This window comes from Ramlibacter cellulosilyticus, assembly GCF_014297465.1.
Lineage (GTDB): Bacteria > Pseudomonadota > Gammaproteobacteria > Burkholderiales > Burkholderiaceae_C > Ramlibacter > Ramlibacter cellulosilyticus.
In genome coordinates this window covers 192574-209969 of sequence record NZ_JACORT010000005.1, presented here as the reverse complement: position 1 = coordinate 209969, position 17396 = coordinate 192574, and the positions used below count along the sequence as shown (strand labels likewise).

The following is a 17396-nucleotide window of genomic DNA, read 5'->3' as shown; positions in this document are numbered from 1 at the left end:
GCGCATGGCCAACGCCCAAGCACCGCTCCCGCACCCGCCGCTGGAAGGCTCCGCGCGGGTGTGGGGCACGATCGCGCTGTCCGCCGCCACGTTCATGAACGTGCTGGACACCTCGATCGCCAACGTCTCGCTGCCGGCCATCGCCGGCGACCTCGGCGTGAGCCCCAACCAGGGCACCTGGGTCATCACCAGCTTCGCGGTGGCGAACGCCATCGCGGTGCCGCTCACCGGCTGGCTGTCGCAGCGCGTCGGCCAGGTGCGCCTGTTCGTCGCCAGCGTGGTGCTGTTCGTGATCGCGTCCTGGCTGTGCGGCCTCGCGCCGAACATGACGGCGCTGATCGCCTTCCGCGCGCTGCAGGGTTTCGTGGCGGGGCCGATGATCCCGCTGTCGCAGACCCTGCTGCTCGCCAGCTACCCGCGCGCGCAGGCGGGACTCGCCATGGCGATGTGGTCGATGACGACGCTCGTCGCGCCCGTGATGGGGCCGCTGCTGGGCGGCTGGATCACGGACAACATCGCGTGGTCCTGGATCTTCTACATCAACATCCCCGTGGGCATCGCCGCGGCCTTCGCCTCGTTCGCGATCTACCGCAAGCGCGAGAGCCCGACGCGGCAGCTCCCCATCGACAAGGTGGGCCTCGCGGTGCTGGTGCTGTGGATCGGCTGCCTGCAGGTGATGCTGGACCTGGGCAAGGAATACGACTGGTTCTCCTCGCCCCTGATCGTGGGCCTCGCCGTCGCCGCCGCGATCGGCTTCGCGTTCTTCCTCGCGTGGGAGCTCACCGAGGAACACCCGGTGGTCGACCTGCGCCTGTTCGCGCGGCGCAACTTCTGGGGCGGCACCATCGCCATCTCGGTGGCCTACGGCCTCTTCTTCGGCAACGTCGTGATCCTGCCCCTGTGGCTGCAGCAGTTCATGGGGTACACGGCGACGGAGGCCGGCATGGTGATGGCGCCCGTGGGACTGATGGCGCTGGTGCTGTCGCCCTTCGTCGGCAAGACCCTGGGCAAGGTCGACCCGCGCAAGTACGCCACCTTCGCGTTCGTGGTGTTCGCGCTGGTGCTGTGGATGCGTTCGCGCTTCAACACGCAGGCCGACTTCGCAACCATCCTGGTGCCGACGGTGATCCAGGGGATCGCGATGGCGTTCTTCTTCATCCCGCTCACCACGATCACGCTGTCGGGGCTCACGCCGGACCGCATTCCCGCGGCCTCGGGCCTGAGCAACTTCGTGCGCATCACCGCGGGCGCGATGGGCACCTCGATCTTCACCACGCTGTGGGAAAGCCGCGCGGCCCTGCACCACGCGCAGCTGGCGGAGTCCGTCTCCAACGGGAGCGCGGCGGCCCAGATGACCTTGTCCGGCCTCGTCGCCAGCGGCCTCACGCAGGAGCAGGCGCTGGCGCAGGTGAACCAGATGGTGAACCAGCAAGCCTTCATGCTGGCCGCCAACGACGTGTTCTACATGTCCGCGGCGCTGTTCCTGCTGCTGATCCCGCTGGTGTGGCTGACCCATCCGCAGAAAGCCGGCGCCGGCGCGGGCGAAGCCGCGGCGGGAGCGCACTGATCAGGCGGCCAGTGCGGTGGCGTCCGACACCGCATTGCCGCCGCTTCGACGCCCAAGGCTGTGCTTCGCACTGACGTGGCGGGAAGAACACGCCGGTCACCCGAACCCTTCGCGAGCCCACAGGCCAGGCCCCGTGCGTGGCGCATCCTTCTTCGCATACCAGGGAGATGCTCCATGAAATACATGCACAAGGCCATCTGGCAATGCGACGGCAACCTCGTCATCCGCGGCAACACCCGCGCGCTGCTGTTCCGCGCGCTGGAGGACGTGCAGGCGGACCTCGCGAAGCGCGAGAACGCCGACGAGCTGAAGCGCACGCTGTCCGCCCTGCAGGAAGTGCTGGGCGCCTACGACGGCAAGCTGCCGAGCGCCAACGAACTGCTGGGCGACCCGCAGAAGGAGCGCCTGTCGCGCAACCTTCTGAAGCTCACGACCATCTGATCAGGCCAGGAGCGCCACGTTGCCGCCAGCGGCAGCGGTGTTGATCGTCACGGTCTGCTCGGCACAGAAGCGCGCCAGGTAGTTCGGACCGCCGGCCTTGGGCCCGGTGCCTGACATGCCTTCCCCGCCGAAGGGCTGCACGCCGACGACCGCGCCGATCATGTTGCGGTTGACGTAGACGTTGCCGATGCGCGCCTCGCGCGCCAGCGCCTCCGCCCGGCTGTCGATGCGGGTCTGGATGCCCAGCGTGAGGCCGTAGCCGATGCGGTTGATCGCGTGGATCACCGCCTGCGGGTCGCCGCTCCAGCGCGCGACGTGCAGCACCGGCCCGAAGATCTCGTGCCTGACCTGCTCGACCGCCGCGACCTCGAAGGCTTGCGGCGGCAGCAGGCGCGTCGCTTCGTCGGGCTCCGATTCGGGCAGCAGCGGCTTCGCTTCCGCCTGGAGTCGCCGCACGTGGCGCTGCAGGTTCGCGAACGCCTCGCCGTCGATCACCGGGCCGACGTCGGTCCGCCACTGCGAAGGGTCGCCTGCCACCAGCTCGCCCGCGGCACCTTGCAGCATGCGGATCACCCCGTCCGCGATCGCCTCGTGCACGACCAGCAGGCGCAGCGCCGAGCAGCGCTGGCCCGCCGAGCGGAAGGCGCTCTGCACGACGGCGTCGACCACCTGCTCGGGCAGCGCCGTCGAATCCACCAGCATCGCATTGATGCCTCCAGTCTCCGCGATCAGCGGGACGATGGGCCCGTCCTTGGCCGCCAGCGTCCGCTGGATGATCTTGGCGACCTGCGTCGAGCCGGTGAACACGACGCCGGCGATGCGCGGCTCCGCGACCAGCGCGGCGCCCACGGTTTCGCCGGCACCGTGCAGCAGTTGCAGCACCGGGTGCGGCACGCCTGCCGCGTGCAGCAGCCGCACCGCTTCGGCCGCGATGCCCGGCGTCTGTTCGGCCGGCTTCGCGATGACGCAATTGCCGGTGACCAGCGCCGCCGCGACTTGCCCGGTGAAGATCGCGAGCGGGAAGTTCCAGGGGCTGATGCAGGCCCAGGTGCCCCGGCCGGTGAGGCGCAGCACGTTGCTCTCGCCGGTGGGTCCCGGCAGCGTGGCGGGCTGCAGGATGCGCTCCGCCTCGTTCGCATAGAAGCGCAGGAAGTCCACTGCCTCGCGCACCTCGGCCACCGCGTCGCCCCAGCACTTGAAGCCTTCCTTCACCAGCAGCGCGCACAGGCGCGGCAGCTCGCCTTCCATGGCGTCGGCGGCGTGGCGCAGGATGAGCGCGCGGTCTTCGGCGCTGCGCCGCTCCCATGCCGGCCAGGCGGCGACGGCGCGGTCGACCGCGGGCACCACGTCTTCCGGCGCGGACCCGGGAATGGCCGGGACGCTCGCTGCGGCGAAGGCCTGTTCCAGCTGCGCGCGCACCGCGGGCACGGCGAGGTCGAGGCCGTGGCTGTTGCGGCGTCGAGGGCCATAGAGGTCGGGCGGCAGCGGCAGCGAAGGCTCGGGCGCGAGGTGCAGCGGCGACTCCAGCAGCTGGTCCAGACCCACGGATTCGTCGGCGAGCTGGTGCACGAAAGAGGAGTTGGCGCCGTTCTCGAGCAGCCGCCGCACGAGGTAGGCGAGCAGGTCGCGGTGCTGTCCCACCGGAGCGTAGACACGGCACGCGAGGCTGCCGTCTTTCAGCACCTCGCGGTAGATACCTTCGCCCATGCCGTGCAGGCGCTGGAGTTCGAAGGGGGCGCCGTTCCTGCGCGCCATCTGCACGATGGCTGCGATCGTCCCAGCGTTGTGCGTGGCGAACTGCGGGAAGATGACGTCCTGCGCTTCCAGCAGCGCCCTGGCGCAGGCGAGGTACGAGATGTCGGTGTGGTGCTTGTGCGTGTACACCGGATAGTGCGCGAGCCCGAGCTCCTGCGCCCGCTTGATCTCCGCGTCCCAGTACGCGCCTTTCACCAGGCGGCACATGAGCCGGATTCCGTGGCGGCGCCCGATGGCCGCGACTTCCGCGATCAGCTCCAGCGCGCGCGTCTGGTAGGCCTGCAGCGCGAGGCCGAAGCCTTGCCATTGCGGATGCGTCGCGGCCACGTGCGCGGCGAGCGCTTCGAACACGTCCAGCGACAGTTCCAGCCGGTCTACTTCTTCCGCGTCGATGGTGAGGTTGATGTTCGCGCGCGCGGCCTGCTCGCACAGACGCGCGACGCGCGGCACCAGCTCCTGCAGCACGCGCTCGCGCTGCAGGGCCTCGTAGCGCGGGTGCAGGGCACTCAGCTTGATCGAGATGCCGTCGTTGCGCGGCAGCGGCGCGGACGGATCCGCCGCGGCGGCGATGGCGGCGATCGCCTGCTCGTAGTGCGCGAAGTAGCGCCGGGCGTCCTCCGCCGTGCGCGCGCCTTCGCCGAGCATGTCGTAGGAGAAGCGCAGCTGCGGCTGGCGCCGGCGCGCCTCGCGTGCTTCGTCCATCGCTTCGCCGATGTCCTGTCCCAGCACGAACTGGCGGCCCAGGAGCTGCACGGCGCGCAGGGTCGCCGCCACCACGGTCCGCGCGCCGAGCCGCGCGAAGAGGCCGCCTTCGGGCTGCGCGCCGTCTCCCGGCAGGAAGCGCTTGGAGAGCGTGATGGCGCTGTGCGAGAGGCGCGCGAGCGCGCTGTCGGCGGAGCCGGCGAAGTCCGCGCGCGAGAGCTGGTCGGCGGTCAGCGCGATCGCGGTCTCCGCGTCGGGCACGCGCAGCAGCGCCTCCGCCAGTCGCATCAGCGCGAGGCCTTCGGCGCTGGAGATGGGGTACTCCTTGAGCAGGCTCTCCATCGCCCAGAACGGCGGCGGATGCCGGCGCACCGCTTCCACCCAGGGCGCGGCGTCGCGCGCGGCCGCGTCCCAGTCGAGCGAGCCCTGCAAGGTCTCGAGGCGGTCGGCGACGATGGCCGCTTCGGGCCGGTAGGGCGAGGGCAGGCGCTGGTGTTCGGGGCTCATGTCTGCAAGTGTGGATTGCCTCCATCGTCGCTGGTAGTGCGACGAATGTTCCGCTAAATTTCGCCAGAATCACCGAAGGAAATTCGACGCATGGACTCAATCGCTGCCGATCTGGATCGCATCGACCTCAAGATCCTGGAGGTCCTGCAGGCGGACGGCCGCATCTCCAACCTCAAGCTCGCCGAAGCCGTGGCCCTGTCGCCGACCGCCGTCCTCGCGCGCGTGCAGCGCCTCACGCGCGAGGGCTACGTCGTCGGTTACGAAGCCCGGCTCGATCCCGTGAAGCTGGGCCTGGGCATGCTGGTGTTCGTCGAGGTGCTCCTGGACCGGACCACGCCCAACGTCTTCGACGCCTTCAAGGCGGCCGTGCAGGTGCATCCGCAGATCCTCGAGTGCCACATGGTCGCCGGCGGCTTCGACTACCTGCTGAAGACCCGCATGGCCGACATGCAGGCCTATCGCGACTTCGCGGGCACGGTGCTGTGGCAGTTGCCCGGGGTGCGCGAGACGCGCACCTATGCCGTCATGGAGGAGGTGAAGGACACGACGCGGCTGCCTTTGCGCAACTGATCACGGTCGCGGCCCGTCCGGGTGATAGGCAGCGGCTGCACGCGTCGGCAGAATCCGCGCTTTCCATCCGGAGGAGAACCATGCACAAGAAGCTTTACGCCGCGGCGGCCGTCCTGGCGCTGGCCCTGCCCGCGGGCGCCCAGACCATGAAGCCCGGCCTGTGGGAAATGAACAACAAGAGCAGCGGCGGCCAGATGGACCAGGCGATGGCCGAACTGCAGAAGCAGATGGCGCAGATGTCGCCCGAGCAGCGCAAGCAGATGCAGGCCGCGATGGCCGCGCAGGGCGTGAAGATGATGCCGGACGCGGGCGGCGGGATGGTCGTGCAGATGTGCCTCACGAAGGAGCAGGTCGAGCGCAACGACATCCCCATGGAGAACGGCTGCAAGACCACCCGCAACGAGCGCAGCGGCGGCAAGATGCGCTTCGCCTTCACCTGCAGCAACCCGCCCTCGAGCGGCGAGGGCGAGGCGAGCTTCACGCCCGAGAGCTACACGAGCCGCATGACGCTCAAGACCGTGGTCGACCGCAAGCCGGAGACCATGACCATGGAAGGCAGCGGCAAGTGGCTGAAGGCCGATTGCGGGGCGGTGAAGCCGATGCCGCAGGCGAGGAAGTAATCAGTCCCTGGGCGGACGCGTCCCGAAGATCGCCGTCCCCACCCGCACCATCGTGCTGCCCGCGTGGATGGCCGCCTCGAGGTCGGCCGTCATGCCCATCGAGAGCGTGTCCAGCGGCAGCCCGGCGGCGCGCAGTTCGTCGTAGAGCGCACGCGCGCGGCGGTGCACCGCCACCTGCGCATCGAAGTCCCCGGCCGGTTCGGGGATCGTCATGATCCCGCGCAGCGCGAGCCGTGGCAGCTCGGCGACGTGGCGCGCGAGCGCGAGCGCCTCGCCCGGCGCGACGCCCGACTTGCTCGGGCCGCCATCGATGTTGACCTGGATGCACACCTGCAGCGGCGGCAGGCTGCCGGGCCGCTGCTCCGAGAGGCGCTGCGCGATCTTCAGGCGGTCCACGCTCTGCGCCCAGGCGAAGTGCGCGGCCACGAGCCGCGTCTTGTTGCTCTGGATCGGGCCGATGCAATGCCACGCGATGGGCAGGGCCGCGAGCAGCGCCTGCTTCTCGACGGCTTCCTGGATGTAGTTCTCGCCGAAGGCGCGTTCGCCCGCGTTGTACGCCGCCTGCACGGCGTCGGGTCCGAACGTCTTGGAGACAGGCAGCAGCGTGACTTCGTTCACGTCGCGTCCGGCGGCCGCGCAGGCCCTCGCGATCCGCTCGTGCACGCTCTGGAGGTTCAAAGCAATCGTCGTCATAATGGGCCGGCCCAGGTGCGCGCGGGGCGCCGCCCGGGGAAGGACCACAAGGAAGAGGGATTCGTGGATATTACCCAGCTGCTGGCATTCAGCGTCAAGAACAAGGCGTCGGACCTGCACCTTTCGGCCGGCCTGCCGCCCATGATCCGCGTGCACGGCGACGTGCGCCGCATCAACGTCGACCCCATGGACCACAAGCAGGTGCATGCCATGGTGTACGACATCATGAACGACAGCCAGCGCAAGCAGTACGAAGAGTTCCTGGAGTGCGACTTCTCCTTCGAGATCGAGGGGCTGGCCCGCTTCCGCGTGAACGCCTTCAACCAGAACCGCGGCGCCGGCGCCGTGTTCCGGACGATTCCTTCCAAGATCCTCACGCTGGAGCAGCTGAACGCGCCCAAGATCTTCGGCGACCTCGCGCTCAAGCCGCGCGGCATGGTGCTGGTGACGGGCCCGACGGGCTCGGGCAAGTCGACCACGCTGGCGGCGATGATCAACCACCTGAACGAGACCGAGTACGGCCACATCCTGACGGTGGAAGACCCGATCGAATTCGTGCACGAGTCCAAGAAGTGCCTGGTGAACCAGCGCGAAGTGGGCCCGATGACGCTGTCCTTCTCCAACGCGCTGCGCTCCGCGCTGCGGGAGGACCCGGACTGCATTCTCGTGGGCGAAATGCGTGACCTGGAAACGATCCGCCTGGCGATGACCGCCGCGGAAACGGGCCACCTGGTGTTCGGCACGCTGCACACCTCGTCCGCCGCCAAGACCATCGACCGGATCATCGACGTGTTCCCCGCCGAAGAAAAGGAAATGGTCCGCGCGATGCTGTCGGAATCGCTGCAGGCCGTGATCTCGCAGACGCTGTGCAAGACCAAGGACGGCAGCGGCCGCGTGGCGGCGCACGAGATCATGATCGGCACCTCCGCCATCCGGAACCTGATCCGCGAGGCGAAGGTGGCGCAGATGTACTCCGCCATCCAGACCGGCAACAGCGTGGGCATGCAGACGCTGGACCAGAACCTCACGGACCTGGTGAAGCGCAACATGATCAGCCCGGCCGAGGCGCGCGCCAAAGCCAAGATCCCCGAGAACTTCCCCGGTTAAGGAGCGCGCGCCATGGAACGCGATCAGGCATCGAAATTCATCAACGACCTGCTGAAGCTGATGGTGGGCCGCAACGGCTCCGACCTGTTCATCACGGCCGACTTCCCGCCCGCGATCAAGGTGGACGGCAAGGTGACCAAGGTCTCGCCGCAGCCCCTGAACGGCGCGCACACGCTGGCGCTGGCGCGGTCGATCATGAACGACAAGCAGGCCGCGGAGTTCGAGCGCACCAAGGAGTGCAACTTCGCGATCTCGCCCCCGGGCGTGGGCCGCTTCCGCGTGAACGCCTTCGTGCAGCAGGCCAAGGTGGGCATGGTGCTGCGGGTGATCCCGCAGATCCTGCCGACCATCGACGGCCTGGGCGTGCCGCAGGTGCTCAAGGAAGTGGTGATGTCCAAGCGCGGCCTCGTCGTGCTGGTGGGCGCCACGGGCTCCGGCAAGTCGACGACGCTCGCGGCCATGATCGACTGGCGCAACGAGCAGAGCTACGGCCACATCATCACCATCGAGGACCCGGTCGAATTCGTGCACCCGCACAAGAACTGCGTGGTGACGCAGCGCGAGGTGGGGCTGGACACCGACAGCTGGGAGGCGGCGCTGAAGAACACGCTGCGCCAGGCGCCCGACGTGATCCTGATGGGCGAGATCCGCGACCGCGAAACGATGGAACACGCGATCGCGTTCGCCGAGACGGGCCACCTGTGCATGGCCACGCTGCACGCCAACAGCGCCAACCAGGCGCTGGACCGCGTGATCAACTTCTTCCCGGAAGAGCGCCGTCCGCAGCTGCTGATGGACCTGTCGCTGAACCTCAAGGCCTTCGTGTCGCAGCGCCTGGTGCCCAAGCAGGACGGCAAGGGCCGCGGGGCGGCGGTGGAGATCATGCTGAACTCCCCGCTGATCTCCGACCTGATCTTCAAGGGCGAGATCTCCGAGATCAAGGAGATCATGAAGAAGAGCCGCAACCTGGGCATGCAGACCTTCGACCAGGCGCTGTTCGACATGTACGAGAACAACGTCATCAGCTACGAAGACGCCCTGCGCAACGCCGACTCCGTCAACGACCTGCGCCTGCAGATCAAGCTGAACAGCCAGCGCGCGAAGACGCAGGACCTGGCGGCGGGCACGGAGCACCTGGCGATCGTCTGAAGACGAGAGCGGACATCCGAACGCAAAGGGCGCAAAGGATTCGCAAAGGACGCAAAAGGGAAACCCTTGAAGTTTTCCTTGGCTCTTTTGCGTCCTTTGCGTAGTTTTTGCGCCCTTTGCGTTCGGATGTCCGGCTTCCTGCGCTGCTAAAGTGCCGCGCATGGCAAGCACCAACCCCCGTACCTACGAATCCGTTCCCTCGCGCAAGGTCGCCTTCCTCGGCCTGGGCGTGATGGGCTTTCCCATGGCTGGCCACCTGGCGCTGGCGGGCCATCGGGTCACGGTCTACAACCGCAGCGCGGAGAAGCGCCTGGCCTGGTGCAAGGAGTTCACCGGCGCCGCCGCGCCGACGCCGCGCGAGGCGGTGGCGGACTGCGACCTGGTGTTCTGCTGCGTCGGCAACGACGACGACCTGCGCTCCGTGGTGCTGGGCGAGCAGGGCGCGTTCGCCGGCATGAAGGCCGGCGCGATCTTCGTGGACCACACGACCGCCTCGGCGAACGTCGCGCGCGAGCTCTCGGCCGAAGCGCAGAAGCGCGGCCTGCAGTTCGTCGACGCCCCGGTGTCGGGCGGGCAGGCGGGTGCGCAGAACGGCATGCTGACGGTGATGTGCGGCGGCGAGCAGGCGGCCTTCGACGCCGCGAAGCCCGTCGCCATGGCTTTCGCGCGCGCCTTCACGCTGCTGGGCGCGAGCGGCGCCGGGCAGCTGGCGAAGATGGCGAACCAGGTGGCGATCGCCGGCCTGGTGCAGGGCCTCTCCGAAGCCATCTCCTTCGGCCTGAAGGCCGGCCTGGACATGGAGCAGGTGCTCGAGGTGATCGGCAAGGGCGCGGCCCAGAGCTGGCAGATGGACAACCGCGGCAAGACCATGATCGCCGACAAGTTCGAGTTCGGCTTCGCGGTGGACTGGATGCGCAAGGACCTGGGCCTGGTGCTCGACGAAGCCAAGCGCAACGGCGCCCGCCTGCCGGTGACGGCGCTGGTGGACCAGTTCTATGCGGACATCCAGGCGATGGGCGGGAACCGCTGGGACACGTCGAGCCTGATCCGGCGCTTGCGCTGATCGCGCGCCCCCCGACCTCCGTGGGGGCGCAAGCAGGAGAACGCAGAGGTCGCAGAGGTCACGCAGAGGTCGCAGAGAACAGCCAGGATATTGGGGAAGGTCTTCTCTGCGATCTCTGCGTCACCTCTGCGACCTCTGCGTTCCGAAGTCTTCGATGTCCGCGCAATCCTGTGAAGAACAAGAAGAAAGCCCCGCGTTGCGGGGCTTTCTTCCTGGGTCCCCGCCTGCGCGGGGATGACGGTTATCGCACCGGCGTCGCGATCGCCCCACCGCCCGCGGGCGGGATCTCGGAGGCGGGATCCACCGGGCGCGCTGGCGCGGGGGCCGGCGTCGGCGCCACCGTCGCCGGCGCCGCGGTGCTGCCGCCCGGCACCGACACGCCGGCCTGCCGCAGTTCCTCCGGGGACATGATCTCGAAGATGCGCACGACGCGCTGCACGCCGGGGATCTGGCGCGCGATGTTCGTGCCGCGCTCGGCTTCGCGCGGCGTCACGCGCCCCATCAAGTACACGGTGCCGCGCTCGGTGACCACGCGGAAGGCCTGCGCCTGCAGGTCGGCGGCGTCGACGAAGGAGGCGCGCACCTTGCCCGTGACGAACACGTCGCTGCTGCGTTGCGTGAGCGAGGTCGGCGGCATCACCGCCAGCTCGTTCACCACCGAGCGCACCGTATCGACGCGCGACACGATCTGCTCCGCCTGCTGCTTCGCGGCTTCGCTCGGCACCTCGCCCGTGAGCAGCACCTGCCGGTTGTAGCTCGCCACGTTCACGTGCGCGCGTTCGCCGAACGCTTCGGTCAGGCGCGAGCCCGCGCGCATCTCGATCGTCTCGTCGTCGATCTGCGCGCCGGAGCTGCGGCGGTCGTTCATCATGATCGCGGCACCGGCGGCCGCGCCGCCGATCACCAGCGGCGCGCAGCCCGCCAGCGTGCTCGCGAGCAGCGCCGCGGCGAGCGAGGCAACGGGAAGGGAGAAGGTCTTGCGGGTCATGCGGGAGGGTCCGGGTCTCCGAGGAGCTGCGCGTCCACGCCGTCGCAGATGCAGTGCAGCGCGAGGATGTGGACTTCCTGGATGCGCGCGGTGCGCTCGTGCGGCACGCAGATGTGCACGTCGGTTTCGCGCAGCACGCCGTTCATCTTGCCGCCGCCGCGGCCGGTGAGCGCGACCACCGTCATCTCGCGCTCGTGCGCGGCCTCGATGGCCGCGAGCACGTTCGCCGAGTTGCCGCTGGTGGAGAGCGCGAGCAGCACGTCGCCGGGCTGTCCCAGCGCGCGCACCTGCTTGGAGAAGACACGCTCGTAGTCGTAGTCGTTCGCCACCGCGGTGAGGATGGAACTGTCCGTGGTGAGCGCGATCGCGCCGAGCTCGGGACGCTCGCGTTCGAAACGGCCCACGAATTCGGCGGAGAAGTGCTGCGCATCGGCGGCGGACCCGCCGTTGCCGCACGCGAGCACCTTGCCACCGCTCGTGACGCAGGCAAGCACTGCCTGCACGGCCTGCGCGATGGGCTTGCTGAGGATCTGCGCCGCCTGGTACTTCAGGTCGGCGCTGTCGATGAAGTTCTGCTGTATGCGTTGCTCGAGCATGGCCCCTCCATGATACCCCCCTGCCTCCGCGTGAAAAATGTCTGCTGCATGAGCCAACGGTGAACATGCGGTTACCCGTTTTGTCCCAATGTTTCGCGTGGCGCGGCAGGTGTAGTCCCTATCGGACGAATGCGGGAAGGAATGACCGACGCGCTGGCGGACGCGACCCGACACGAGCTCACGCGCGGAACTGACTTCGCCGCCGCTGTGGCTCATTAATCTTGCGCTTGCTGGCTAACCAATCAAGCCCGCAGGTTCTGAGTTCCCACAAATCAAGTTCTAGGAGAAGTTGCAATGGCTGTTCTGAAAAAAATTGCCGGTCTGGTTGCCGGTGCTTCCGCTGTCGCCGTGATCGGTGTCGCCGTGGCTCAGGGTGTTCCCCCGAACCCGTTCGTGTCCAACCCCGCGCTGGGCGCCGGCCAGCAGAGCTCGCACCTCACCTCCATGGGTGAGACCGGCGTGCCCGGCCTGATCGACCAGGTGCAGACCGCCCAGGTCACCACGGTGCGCGAAGTCGCCGTCGTGGAGCAGCCGGCCCAAGTGGCGCAGGCCCCCATCGTCGAAGAGCGCCAGTCCATGGGCGCCGCCCCGGCCCCCGTGGAGCAGCCCGCTCCCGTGATGGCGCCGAAGCGCGACCGCGGCTGATCACGCGTCCTTGCTGGGGCTCGTCCTGCGGGCGCAGCCTCAGCCAGCATCGAAGGCGGCACGCATCCACTGGATGCTGCCGCCTTCCATGCTGATGACGTCGAAGCGGCATGGCGGCGGTGAAGGCAGCCGCATGAGGTAGTGCCGCGCCGCGAACACGATGCGCCTGCGCTTGCGCCATCCGATGCTGGCCGCCGCGCCGCCGAAGGCGCTGCCGCTGCGCTTGCGCACCTCCACGAAGACCAGCGTGCCGTCGGTGTCGCGCACGATGAGGTCGATTTCGCCGCCTCCGCGCCCGGGCGTCCGATAATTGCGTGCGACCAGCCGCAGGCCGCGCGCGAGCAGGTGCGCGAGAGCGCGGTCTTCCGCCGCGTCGCCTTGCTGCTTCGTGGTCGCCATTGCAGGAGTCCCCTTGAGCGCTTCCTTCGCCGCCGCACTGGCGGCCGCACGCGAGGCGGCCGGTGCGCAGCACTATCCGCCGGGCGCCCTTTATATCGTCGCCACGCCGATCGGCAACCTGGCGGATGTCAGCCTGCGGGCCTTGCACGTCCTGCAATTGGTGGACGCCGTCGCGTGCGAGGACACGCGCCACACGCAGGCCCTGCTGCGCGCCTACGGCATCGAGAAAGGGGCCTGGCTCAGCGTGCACCGGCACAACGAAGCCGAAGGCGCGCAGCAGGTGGTCGCGCGGCTGCAGCAGGGCCAGCGCGTGGCGTATGCGAGCGATGCGGGCACGCCGGGCGTGAGCGACCCCGGCGCGCGGGTGGTCGCCGCCGTGCGCGCGGCGGGGCTGCCGGTGGTGCCGCTGCCCGGGCCCAGCAGCGTCACCACGCTGCTGTCGGCGGTGCCGGCACAGCAGGAGGACAGTGCGTTCGTGTTCTTCGGCTTCCTGCCGGCGAAGGCCGGCGAGCGCCAGCAGGCGGTGGAAGCGCTGAGGCAGGAGGCGCGGGCCGTGGTCCTGCTGGAGGCGCCGCACCGCATTGCTGCGCTTGCGGACACGCTCGCCGCGCTGGGTGCGCGCGGGATCACGGTCGGGCGCGAGCTCACCAAGCAGTTCGAGGAGATCGCGTCGCTGGCGTGCGCGGAGCTGCCGGCGTGGGTGCAGGCCTCGCCGCAGCGCAGCCGGGGCGAGTTCGCCCTCGTGCTGCATCCGGAAGCGCGGGTGCAGGACGATGCCGAGGCTCAGCGGGTGCTGGGACTGCTGCTGGCGGAGCTGCCGCTGAAGACGGCGGTCAAGCTGGCGGCGGAGATCACGGGGGGGTCGAAGAACGAGCTGTACGACAAGGCGTTGCAGATCAAGAACGGTGGGGTTCGCTGACGCTCACCGTCCGCGGCTTCGCCGCGCCACCCTACAGGCGCGGCGTTGCCGCGCCACCCCCACGGAGAAGGCGGCGCCGGTGTTCGTAGGGTGGCGCCGCGCCAGCGGCGGCAGGTGAGCGCCGCGAACCCCACCGATCGGCCTCAAATCGCCAACGGATCCACATCCACCGCCCACCGGATCAAGCCCTTCATCCGCAGCCCGTGCAGCACCGGCTGCCAGTCCGCCAGGAAGGCCTGCAGCGCGGGCCGTGACCCGCTTTCCAGCAGCAGCTGCGCGCGCTCCACGTTCGCCACGCGCTGCACCGTCATCGGCACCGGCGCATAGACGACCACGCGGTCGCTGCCGGTCAGGGCTTCGCTCGCGGACGCCGCGGCCTGCAGGAAGGCTTGCGCGACTTCCTGCGTGCGCGCCTCGGCCCGCAGCAGCGCCTGGTAGGCGAAGGGCGGCATCGCCGCCTGCTGGCGTTCCTTCAGCTGCTGCTCGGCGAACGCCGGGAAATCGTGGCGCTTCAAGGCGGTGAACAGCGGATGCTCGGGGTTCCAGGTCTGCACCCACATCTCGCTCGCGTCCGCGTGCGCGGCATCGCGGCCGGCGCGCCCCGCGGCTTGCTCCAGCAGGCTGAACAGCCGCTCGGGCGCGCGGAAATCGCTGGAGAAGAGCGCCGCGTCCGGGTTCACGGCCGCCACCAGCGTGATGCGGCGGAAGTCGTGGCCCTTGGTCACCATCTGCGTGCCCACGAGCACGTCGACCTCGCCCGCGTGCACCTGGGCGAGCTGCTCCTCCAGCGCGCCCTTGTGGCGCGTGCTGTCCGCATCCATGCGCGCGATGCGCACGGGCCCACCGTCCGGGCGCCGCGTGTCCGCGAGCAGTTCGGCGAGCTGCTCCTCCAGCCGCTCCGTGCCGCGCCCGAGCGGGGCGATGTCGACGTTGCCGCACTTCGGGCAGGCGCGCGGGACCCGTTCGGTGTAGCCGCAGTGGTGGCAGCGCAGGGTGCGGTCGATCTTGTGGAACACGCGGTAGGCGCTGCAGTGGCTGCATTCGCTGCGCCAGTCGCAGGCCGTGCAGGCGAGCACGGGCGCGTAGCCGCGGCGGTTCAGGAACACCAGCGACTGCTCGCCGCGGGCGACGCGCTGCCCGATCGCCGCGAGCAGAGGCGGCGAGAACAGCGTGCCGCGCGGCTGGTGGTTCATGTTGACGATGCGCACGGCCGGCAGCGAGCCCGCGCCGACACGCGTCGGCATCTCGAGGCAGCGGTAGCGGCCGCGGTCGCAGGCCTGCCAGCTTTCCAGCGAAGGCGTGGCGGAGCCCAGGATCACCTTCGCGCCTTCCAGGCGGCCGCGGTACACGGCGAGGTCGCGCGCGGAATAGCGGGCGCCTTCCTGCTGCTTGTAGCTCGGGTCGTGCTCCTCGTCGACGACGATGAGGCCCAGCCGGGGCAGGGAAGCGAAGATCGCCATGCGCGTGCCGAGCACGATGCGCGCGCGCCCGAGGTGCGCCGCGATCCAGCTGCGCAGCCGCTGCGGGTTGGTCATGCCGCTGTGCAGCGACACCACCGCGGCGGCCCCGAAGCGCTCCTCGAAGCGCGCCTGCAGCTGCGGCGTGAGGTTGATCTCGGGCACGAGCACCAGCGCCTGCGCTTCCGCGTCGCGCTCCAGCAGGGCTTCGACCGCACGCAGGTAGACCTCCGTCTTGCCGCTGCCGGTCGCGCCGAACAGGAGGAAAGGGCCGGCGTCGCCGGCCATGGCTTGCAGGGCCTGCTGCTGGTCGGCCGTGAGCTGCGGCCGCGCGGCAGGCGCCGCGTCCGGCGCGGGTGGGGCCGCGCGGGCGAGGCGTCGGGCGAGCTGCGTTGCGTCCAGCGCACGCAACTGGGGCGGCAGGGCCGCCAGCGCCACCTCGCCCAGGCTGCGCTGGTAGTAGCCCGCGGCGAAACCGACGAGCTGCCGCCAGGCAGCGGAGAGGGGCGGCAGGCCTTCCAGCGGCCCGAGCACGGGCTTGAGCTGCTCCGGAGTGGGACTGTCCGGCTCCGCGGGCGCCTCCCACGCGACACCGCACACTTCGCGCTGGCCCAGGGGAACGCGCAGCAAGGTTCCGGGCGCGAGTGGCAACTCACTGCGGTAGCTCAAGGGTTCGCCGAGCGCGCTGTGCGCGGGCGTGGCAACGATGACGTGCGTGACGCAACTCATCGGTAGGGGCGCTTAGGCGGCATGCTTAAGACCGACTCGCGAAAACCCGAGTAAGTCGTTGATTCCACTGCACTTTGCCTCCACCCCTTCGCTCCTGTGGATAACTTTGTTGATACTGCCCGTCTCCGTGCCCGGAAGGGCCCGAAAAATCAAGGGCTTGGCTGGGCCGTGCCGGATTTTTTCCGTTCGCCGAACCTAGAAAAATCAACGACTTACGAGCGCTAGCGATTTTGAAGCGCCGCGGGCGTCCCAAAGCCGGGCTAGCTGCGCCGCAACACGGTTTTTGTGCATAAGTCAAGCGCGCGACCGGACGGATTCGTGCTTCTTGTCTGCTAGGGAAGCCCCTGATACGCGACTTTCACGCTTTCGGGTTGCTTGCGCGCAGGCGTGCCGAATGCGTGTGCACCGCCTCCACCAGCGCATGCACGTGTTCCGGCGGCGTGTGCTGGCTGATGCCGTGTCCCAGGTTGAAGACGTGGGTGGGGCCGGTGCCCGGGCCGGCGTGCGGCGTGCCGAAGTCGTCGAGCACGCGGCGCGCTTCGGCCGCCACCTGTTCCGGGGGCGCGAACAGCACGGCCGGATCCAGGTTGCCTTGCAAGGCCTTGCTGCCGCCGACGAGGGCGCGTGCGCGTCCGAGGTTCACGGTCCAGTCCACGCCGAGCACGTCGCAGTCGAGCTTCTCCATTTCCTGCAGCCAGAGGCCGCCGCCCTTGGTGAACACGATGCGCGGGATGGTCACGCCGCCGCGGCTGCGCTCGACTTTTGCCAGCACCTGCTGCGTGTAGCGCAGGCTGAACTGCTGGAAGGCGCCATCCGCCAGGGCGCCGCCCCAGCTGTCGAACACCATCACCGCCTGCGCGCCGGCGGCGATCTGCGCATTGAGGTACGCAGCGACGGCTTCGGCGTTGACGTCCAGGATGCGGTGCATCAGGTCGGGCCGGCTGTACAGCATGTTCTTCACGCCGCGCCAGTCGTCCGAGGAGCCGCCGCCTTCCACCATGTAGCAGGCCAGCGTCCACGGGCTGCCGGAGAAGCCGATCAGGGGCACGCGGCCGTTCAGGGCGCGGCGGATGGATGTCACGGCGTCGAAGACGTAGCGCAGCTTCTCCAGGTCCGGCACCTGCAGCGCGGCTACGGACTGCTCGTCGCGCAGCGGACGCGCGAGCTTCGGGCCCTCGCCCTCGGCGAAGCTGAGGCCCAGGCCCATCGCGTCGGGGACCGTGAGGATGTCCGAGAACAGGATCGCCGCGTCCAGCGGGAAGCGGTCCAGCGGCTGCAGCGTCACCTCGGTCGCGTACTGCACGTTCGTGGCCAGCCCCATGAAGCTGCCGGCGCGTGCGCGCGTGGCCTTGTATTCGGGCAGGTAGCGGCCCGCCTGCCGCATCAGCCACAAGGGCGTGTAGTCGGTGGCCTGGCGCAGGCAGGCACGCAGGAAGGTGTCGTTGGCGAGCGGCGCGAAAGTCATGCCCCGATTGTCGCAGGGCCTATG

16 protein-coding genes are annotated in these 17396 nt (G+C 69.3%); 9 read left to right on the top strand and 7 right to left on the bottom strand.

The window, feature by feature from the left end:
* The first annotated feature begins 4 nt into the window (after positions 1-4).
* Both H8N03_RS13750 and H8N03_RS13745 read left to right on the top strand, forming a co-directional pair.
* Positions 5-1567 carry a DHA2 family efflux MFS transporter permease subunit gene (locus H8N03_RS13750; RefSeq protein WP_187076755.1) on the top strand — a complete coding sequence of 521 codons (1563 nt, stop codon included), beginning with the start codon at positions 5-7 and terminating at the stop codon, positions 1565-1567.
* Positions 1568-1741: 174 nt separating this feature from the next.
* Complete coding sequence (locus tag H8N03_RS13745) at positions 1742-2008, top strand: hypothetical protein (RefSeq protein ID WP_187076754.1); 267 nt, start codon at positions 1742-1744, stop codon at positions 2006-2008.
* Here the strand turns inward: H8N03_RS13745 and H8N03_RS13740 are convergent, their stop codons facing one another.
* Complete coding sequence (locus H8N03_RS13740) at positions 2009-4972, bottom strand: L-glutamate gamma-semialdehyde dehydrogenase (protein WP_187076753.1); 2964 nt, start codon at positions 4970-4972, stop codon at positions 2009-2011.
* A gap of 90 nt (positions 4973-5062) precedes the next feature.
* Here H8N03_RS13740 and H8N03_RS13735 point away from each other — a divergent pair, with 90 nt between their 5' ends.
* Positions 5063-5542, top strand: coding sequence for an Lrp/AsnC ligand binding domain-containing protein (locus tag H8N03_RS13735; RefSeq protein WP_187076752.1), 480 nt, complete (start codon positions 5063-5065; stop codon positions 5540-5542).
* An 80-nt stretch (positions 5543-5622) separates the two neighbouring features.
* Complete coding sequence (locus H8N03_RS13730; protein WP_187076751.1) at positions 5623-6162, top strand: DUF3617 domain-containing protein; 540 nt, start codon at positions 5623-5625, stop codon at positions 6160-6162.
* Here H8N03_RS13730 and H8N03_RS13725 read toward each other — a convergent pair whose 3' ends face one another.
* A complete protein-coding gene (locus H8N03_RS13725; RefSeq protein WP_187076750.1) occupies positions 6163-6855 on the bottom strand; it encodes a YggS family pyridoxal phosphate-dependent enzyme in 693 nt (230 codons plus the stop codon).
* Between the two features lie 63 nt (positions 6856-6918).
* Here H8N03_RS13725 and H8N03_RS13720 point away from each other — a divergent pair, with 63 nt between their 5' ends.
* The 3 genes from H8N03_RS13720 (at position 6919) to H8N03_RS13710 (ending at position 10174) form a co-directional block, all read left to right on the top strand.
* Positions 6919-7962, top strand: coding sequence for a type IV pilus twitching motility protein PilT (locus tag H8N03_RS13720; protein ID WP_187076749.1), 1044 nt, complete (start codon positions 6919-6921; stop codon positions 7960-7962).
* Between the two features lie 12 nt (positions 7963-7974).
* Positions 7975-9111 (top strand): PilT/PilU family type 4a pilus ATPase, encoded by a 1137-nt coding sequence (locus tag H8N03_RS13715; protein ID WP_187076748.1) that lies wholly within the window; start codon positions 7975-7977, stop codon positions 9109-9111.
* Between the two features lie 160 nt (positions 9112-9271).
* On the top strand, positions 9272-10174 hold the full coding sequence (locus tag H8N03_RS13710) for an NAD(P)-dependent oxidoreductase (protein WP_187076747.1): 903 nt from the start codon (positions 9272-9274) through the stop codon (positions 10172-10174).
* A 241-nt stretch (positions 10175-10415) separates the two neighbouring features.
* Here the strand turns inward: H8N03_RS13710 and H8N03_RS13705 are convergent, their stop codons facing one another.
* Positions 10416-11162, bottom strand: coding sequence for a BON domain-containing protein (locus tag H8N03_RS13705; protein WP_187076746.1), 747 nt, complete (start codon positions 11160-11162; stop codon positions 10416-10418).
* Positions 11159-11758, bottom strand: a complete 600-nt coding sequence (locus tag H8N03_RS13700) for a phosphoheptose isomerase (protein ID WP_187076745.1) — start codon at positions 11756-11758, stop codon at positions 11159-11161. The genes H8N03_RS13705 and H8N03_RS13700 overlap by 4 nt, the downstream gene beginning before the upstream one ends.
* Before the next feature lie 393 nt (positions 11759-12151).
* Here H8N03_RS13700 and H8N03_RS13695 point away from each other — a divergent pair, with 393 nt between their 5' ends.
* Positions 12152-12403 (top strand): hypothetical protein, encoded by a 252-nt coding sequence (locus tag H8N03_RS13695; protein ID WP_187076744.1) that lies wholly within the window; start codon positions 12152-12154, stop codon positions 12401-12403.
* Between the two features lie 39 nt (positions 12404-12442).
* Here H8N03_RS13695 and H8N03_RS13690 read toward each other — a convergent pair whose 3' ends face one another.
* Entirely contained in the window at positions 12443-12802 is a 360-nt protein-coding gene (locus tag H8N03_RS13690) for a YraN family protein (RefSeq protein WP_187076743.1), read from the bottom strand.
* Between the two features lie 13 nt (positions 12803-12815).
* Between H8N03_RS13690 and rsmI the strand changes: the two genes are divergently transcribed.
* Positions 12816-13721, top strand: coding sequence for a 16S rRNA (cytidine(1402)-2'-O)-methyltransferase (gene rsmI, locus H8N03_RS13685; protein ID WP_187076742.1), 906 nt, complete (start codon positions 12816-12818; stop codon positions 13719-13721).
* 143 nt (positions 13722-13864) lie between these two features.
* On the opposite strand, the gene H8N03_RS13680 is transcribed toward rsmI, so the two are convergent.
* Both H8N03_RS13680 and hemE read right to left on the bottom strand, forming a co-directional pair.
* Entirely contained in the window at positions 13865-15907 is a 2043-nt protein-coding gene (locus tag H8N03_RS13680; RefSeq protein ID WP_187076741.1) for a primosomal protein N', read from the bottom strand.
* Positions 15908-16265: 358 nt separating this feature from the next.
* Complete coding sequence (gene hemE / locus H8N03_RS13675) at positions 16266-17372, bottom strand: uroporphyrinogen decarboxylase (protein ID WP_187076740.1); 1107 nt, start codon at positions 17370-17372, stop codon at positions 16266-16268.
* Between the last annotated feature and the right edge of the window lie 24 nt (positions 17373-17396).

Coding starts and splice junctions, on each gene's coding strand:
- H8N03_RS13750 (WP_187076755.1), top strand. CDS start 5: ATGGCCAACGCCCAAGCACCGCTCCCGCACCCGCCGCTGGAAGGCTCC.
- H8N03_RS13745 (WP_187076754.1), top strand. CDS start 1,742: ATGAAATACATGCACAAGGCCATCTGGCAATGCGACGGCAACCTCGTC.
- H8N03_RS13740 (WP_187076753.1), bottom strand. CDS start 4,972: ATGAGCCCCGAACACCAGCGCCTGCCCTCGCCCTACCGGCCCGAAGCG.
- H8N03_RS13735 (WP_187076752.1), top strand. CDS start 5,063: ATGGACTCAATCGCTGCCGATCTGGATCGCATCGACCTCAAGATCCTG.
- H8N03_RS13730 (WP_187076751.1), top strand. CDS start 5,623: ATGCACAAGAAGCTTTACGCCGCGGCGGCCGTCCTGGCGCTGGCCCTG.
- H8N03_RS13725 (WP_187076750.1), bottom strand. CDS start 6,855: ATGACGACGATTGCTTTGAACCTCCAGAGCGTGCACGAGCGGATCGCG.
- H8N03_RS13715 (WP_187076748.1), top strand. CDS start 7,975: ATGGAACGCGATCAGGCATCGAAATTCATCAACGACCTGCTGAAGCTG.
- H8N03_RS13710 (WP_187076747.1), top strand. CDS start 9,272: ATGGCAAGCACCAACCCCCGTACCTACGAATCCGTTCCCTCGCGCAAG.
- H8N03_RS13705 (WP_187076746.1), bottom strand. CDS start 11,162: ATGACCCGCAAGACCTTCTCCCTTCCCGTTGCCTCGCTCGCCGCGGCG.
- H8N03_RS13700 (WP_187076745.1), bottom strand. CDS start 11,758: ATGCTCGAGCAACGCATACAGCAGAACTTCATCGACAGCGCCGACCTG.
- H8N03_RS13690 (WP_187076743.1), bottom strand. CDS start 12,802: ATGGCGACCACGAAGCAGCAAGGCGACGCGGCGGAAGACCGCGCTCTC.
- H8N03_RS13680 (WP_187076741.1), bottom strand. CDS start 15,907: ATGAGTTGCGTCACGCACGTCATCGTTGCCACGCCCGCGCACAGCGCG.
- hemE (WP_187076740.1), bottom strand. CDS start 17,372: ATGACTTTCGCGCCGCTCGCCAACGACACCTTCCTGCGTGCCTGCCTG.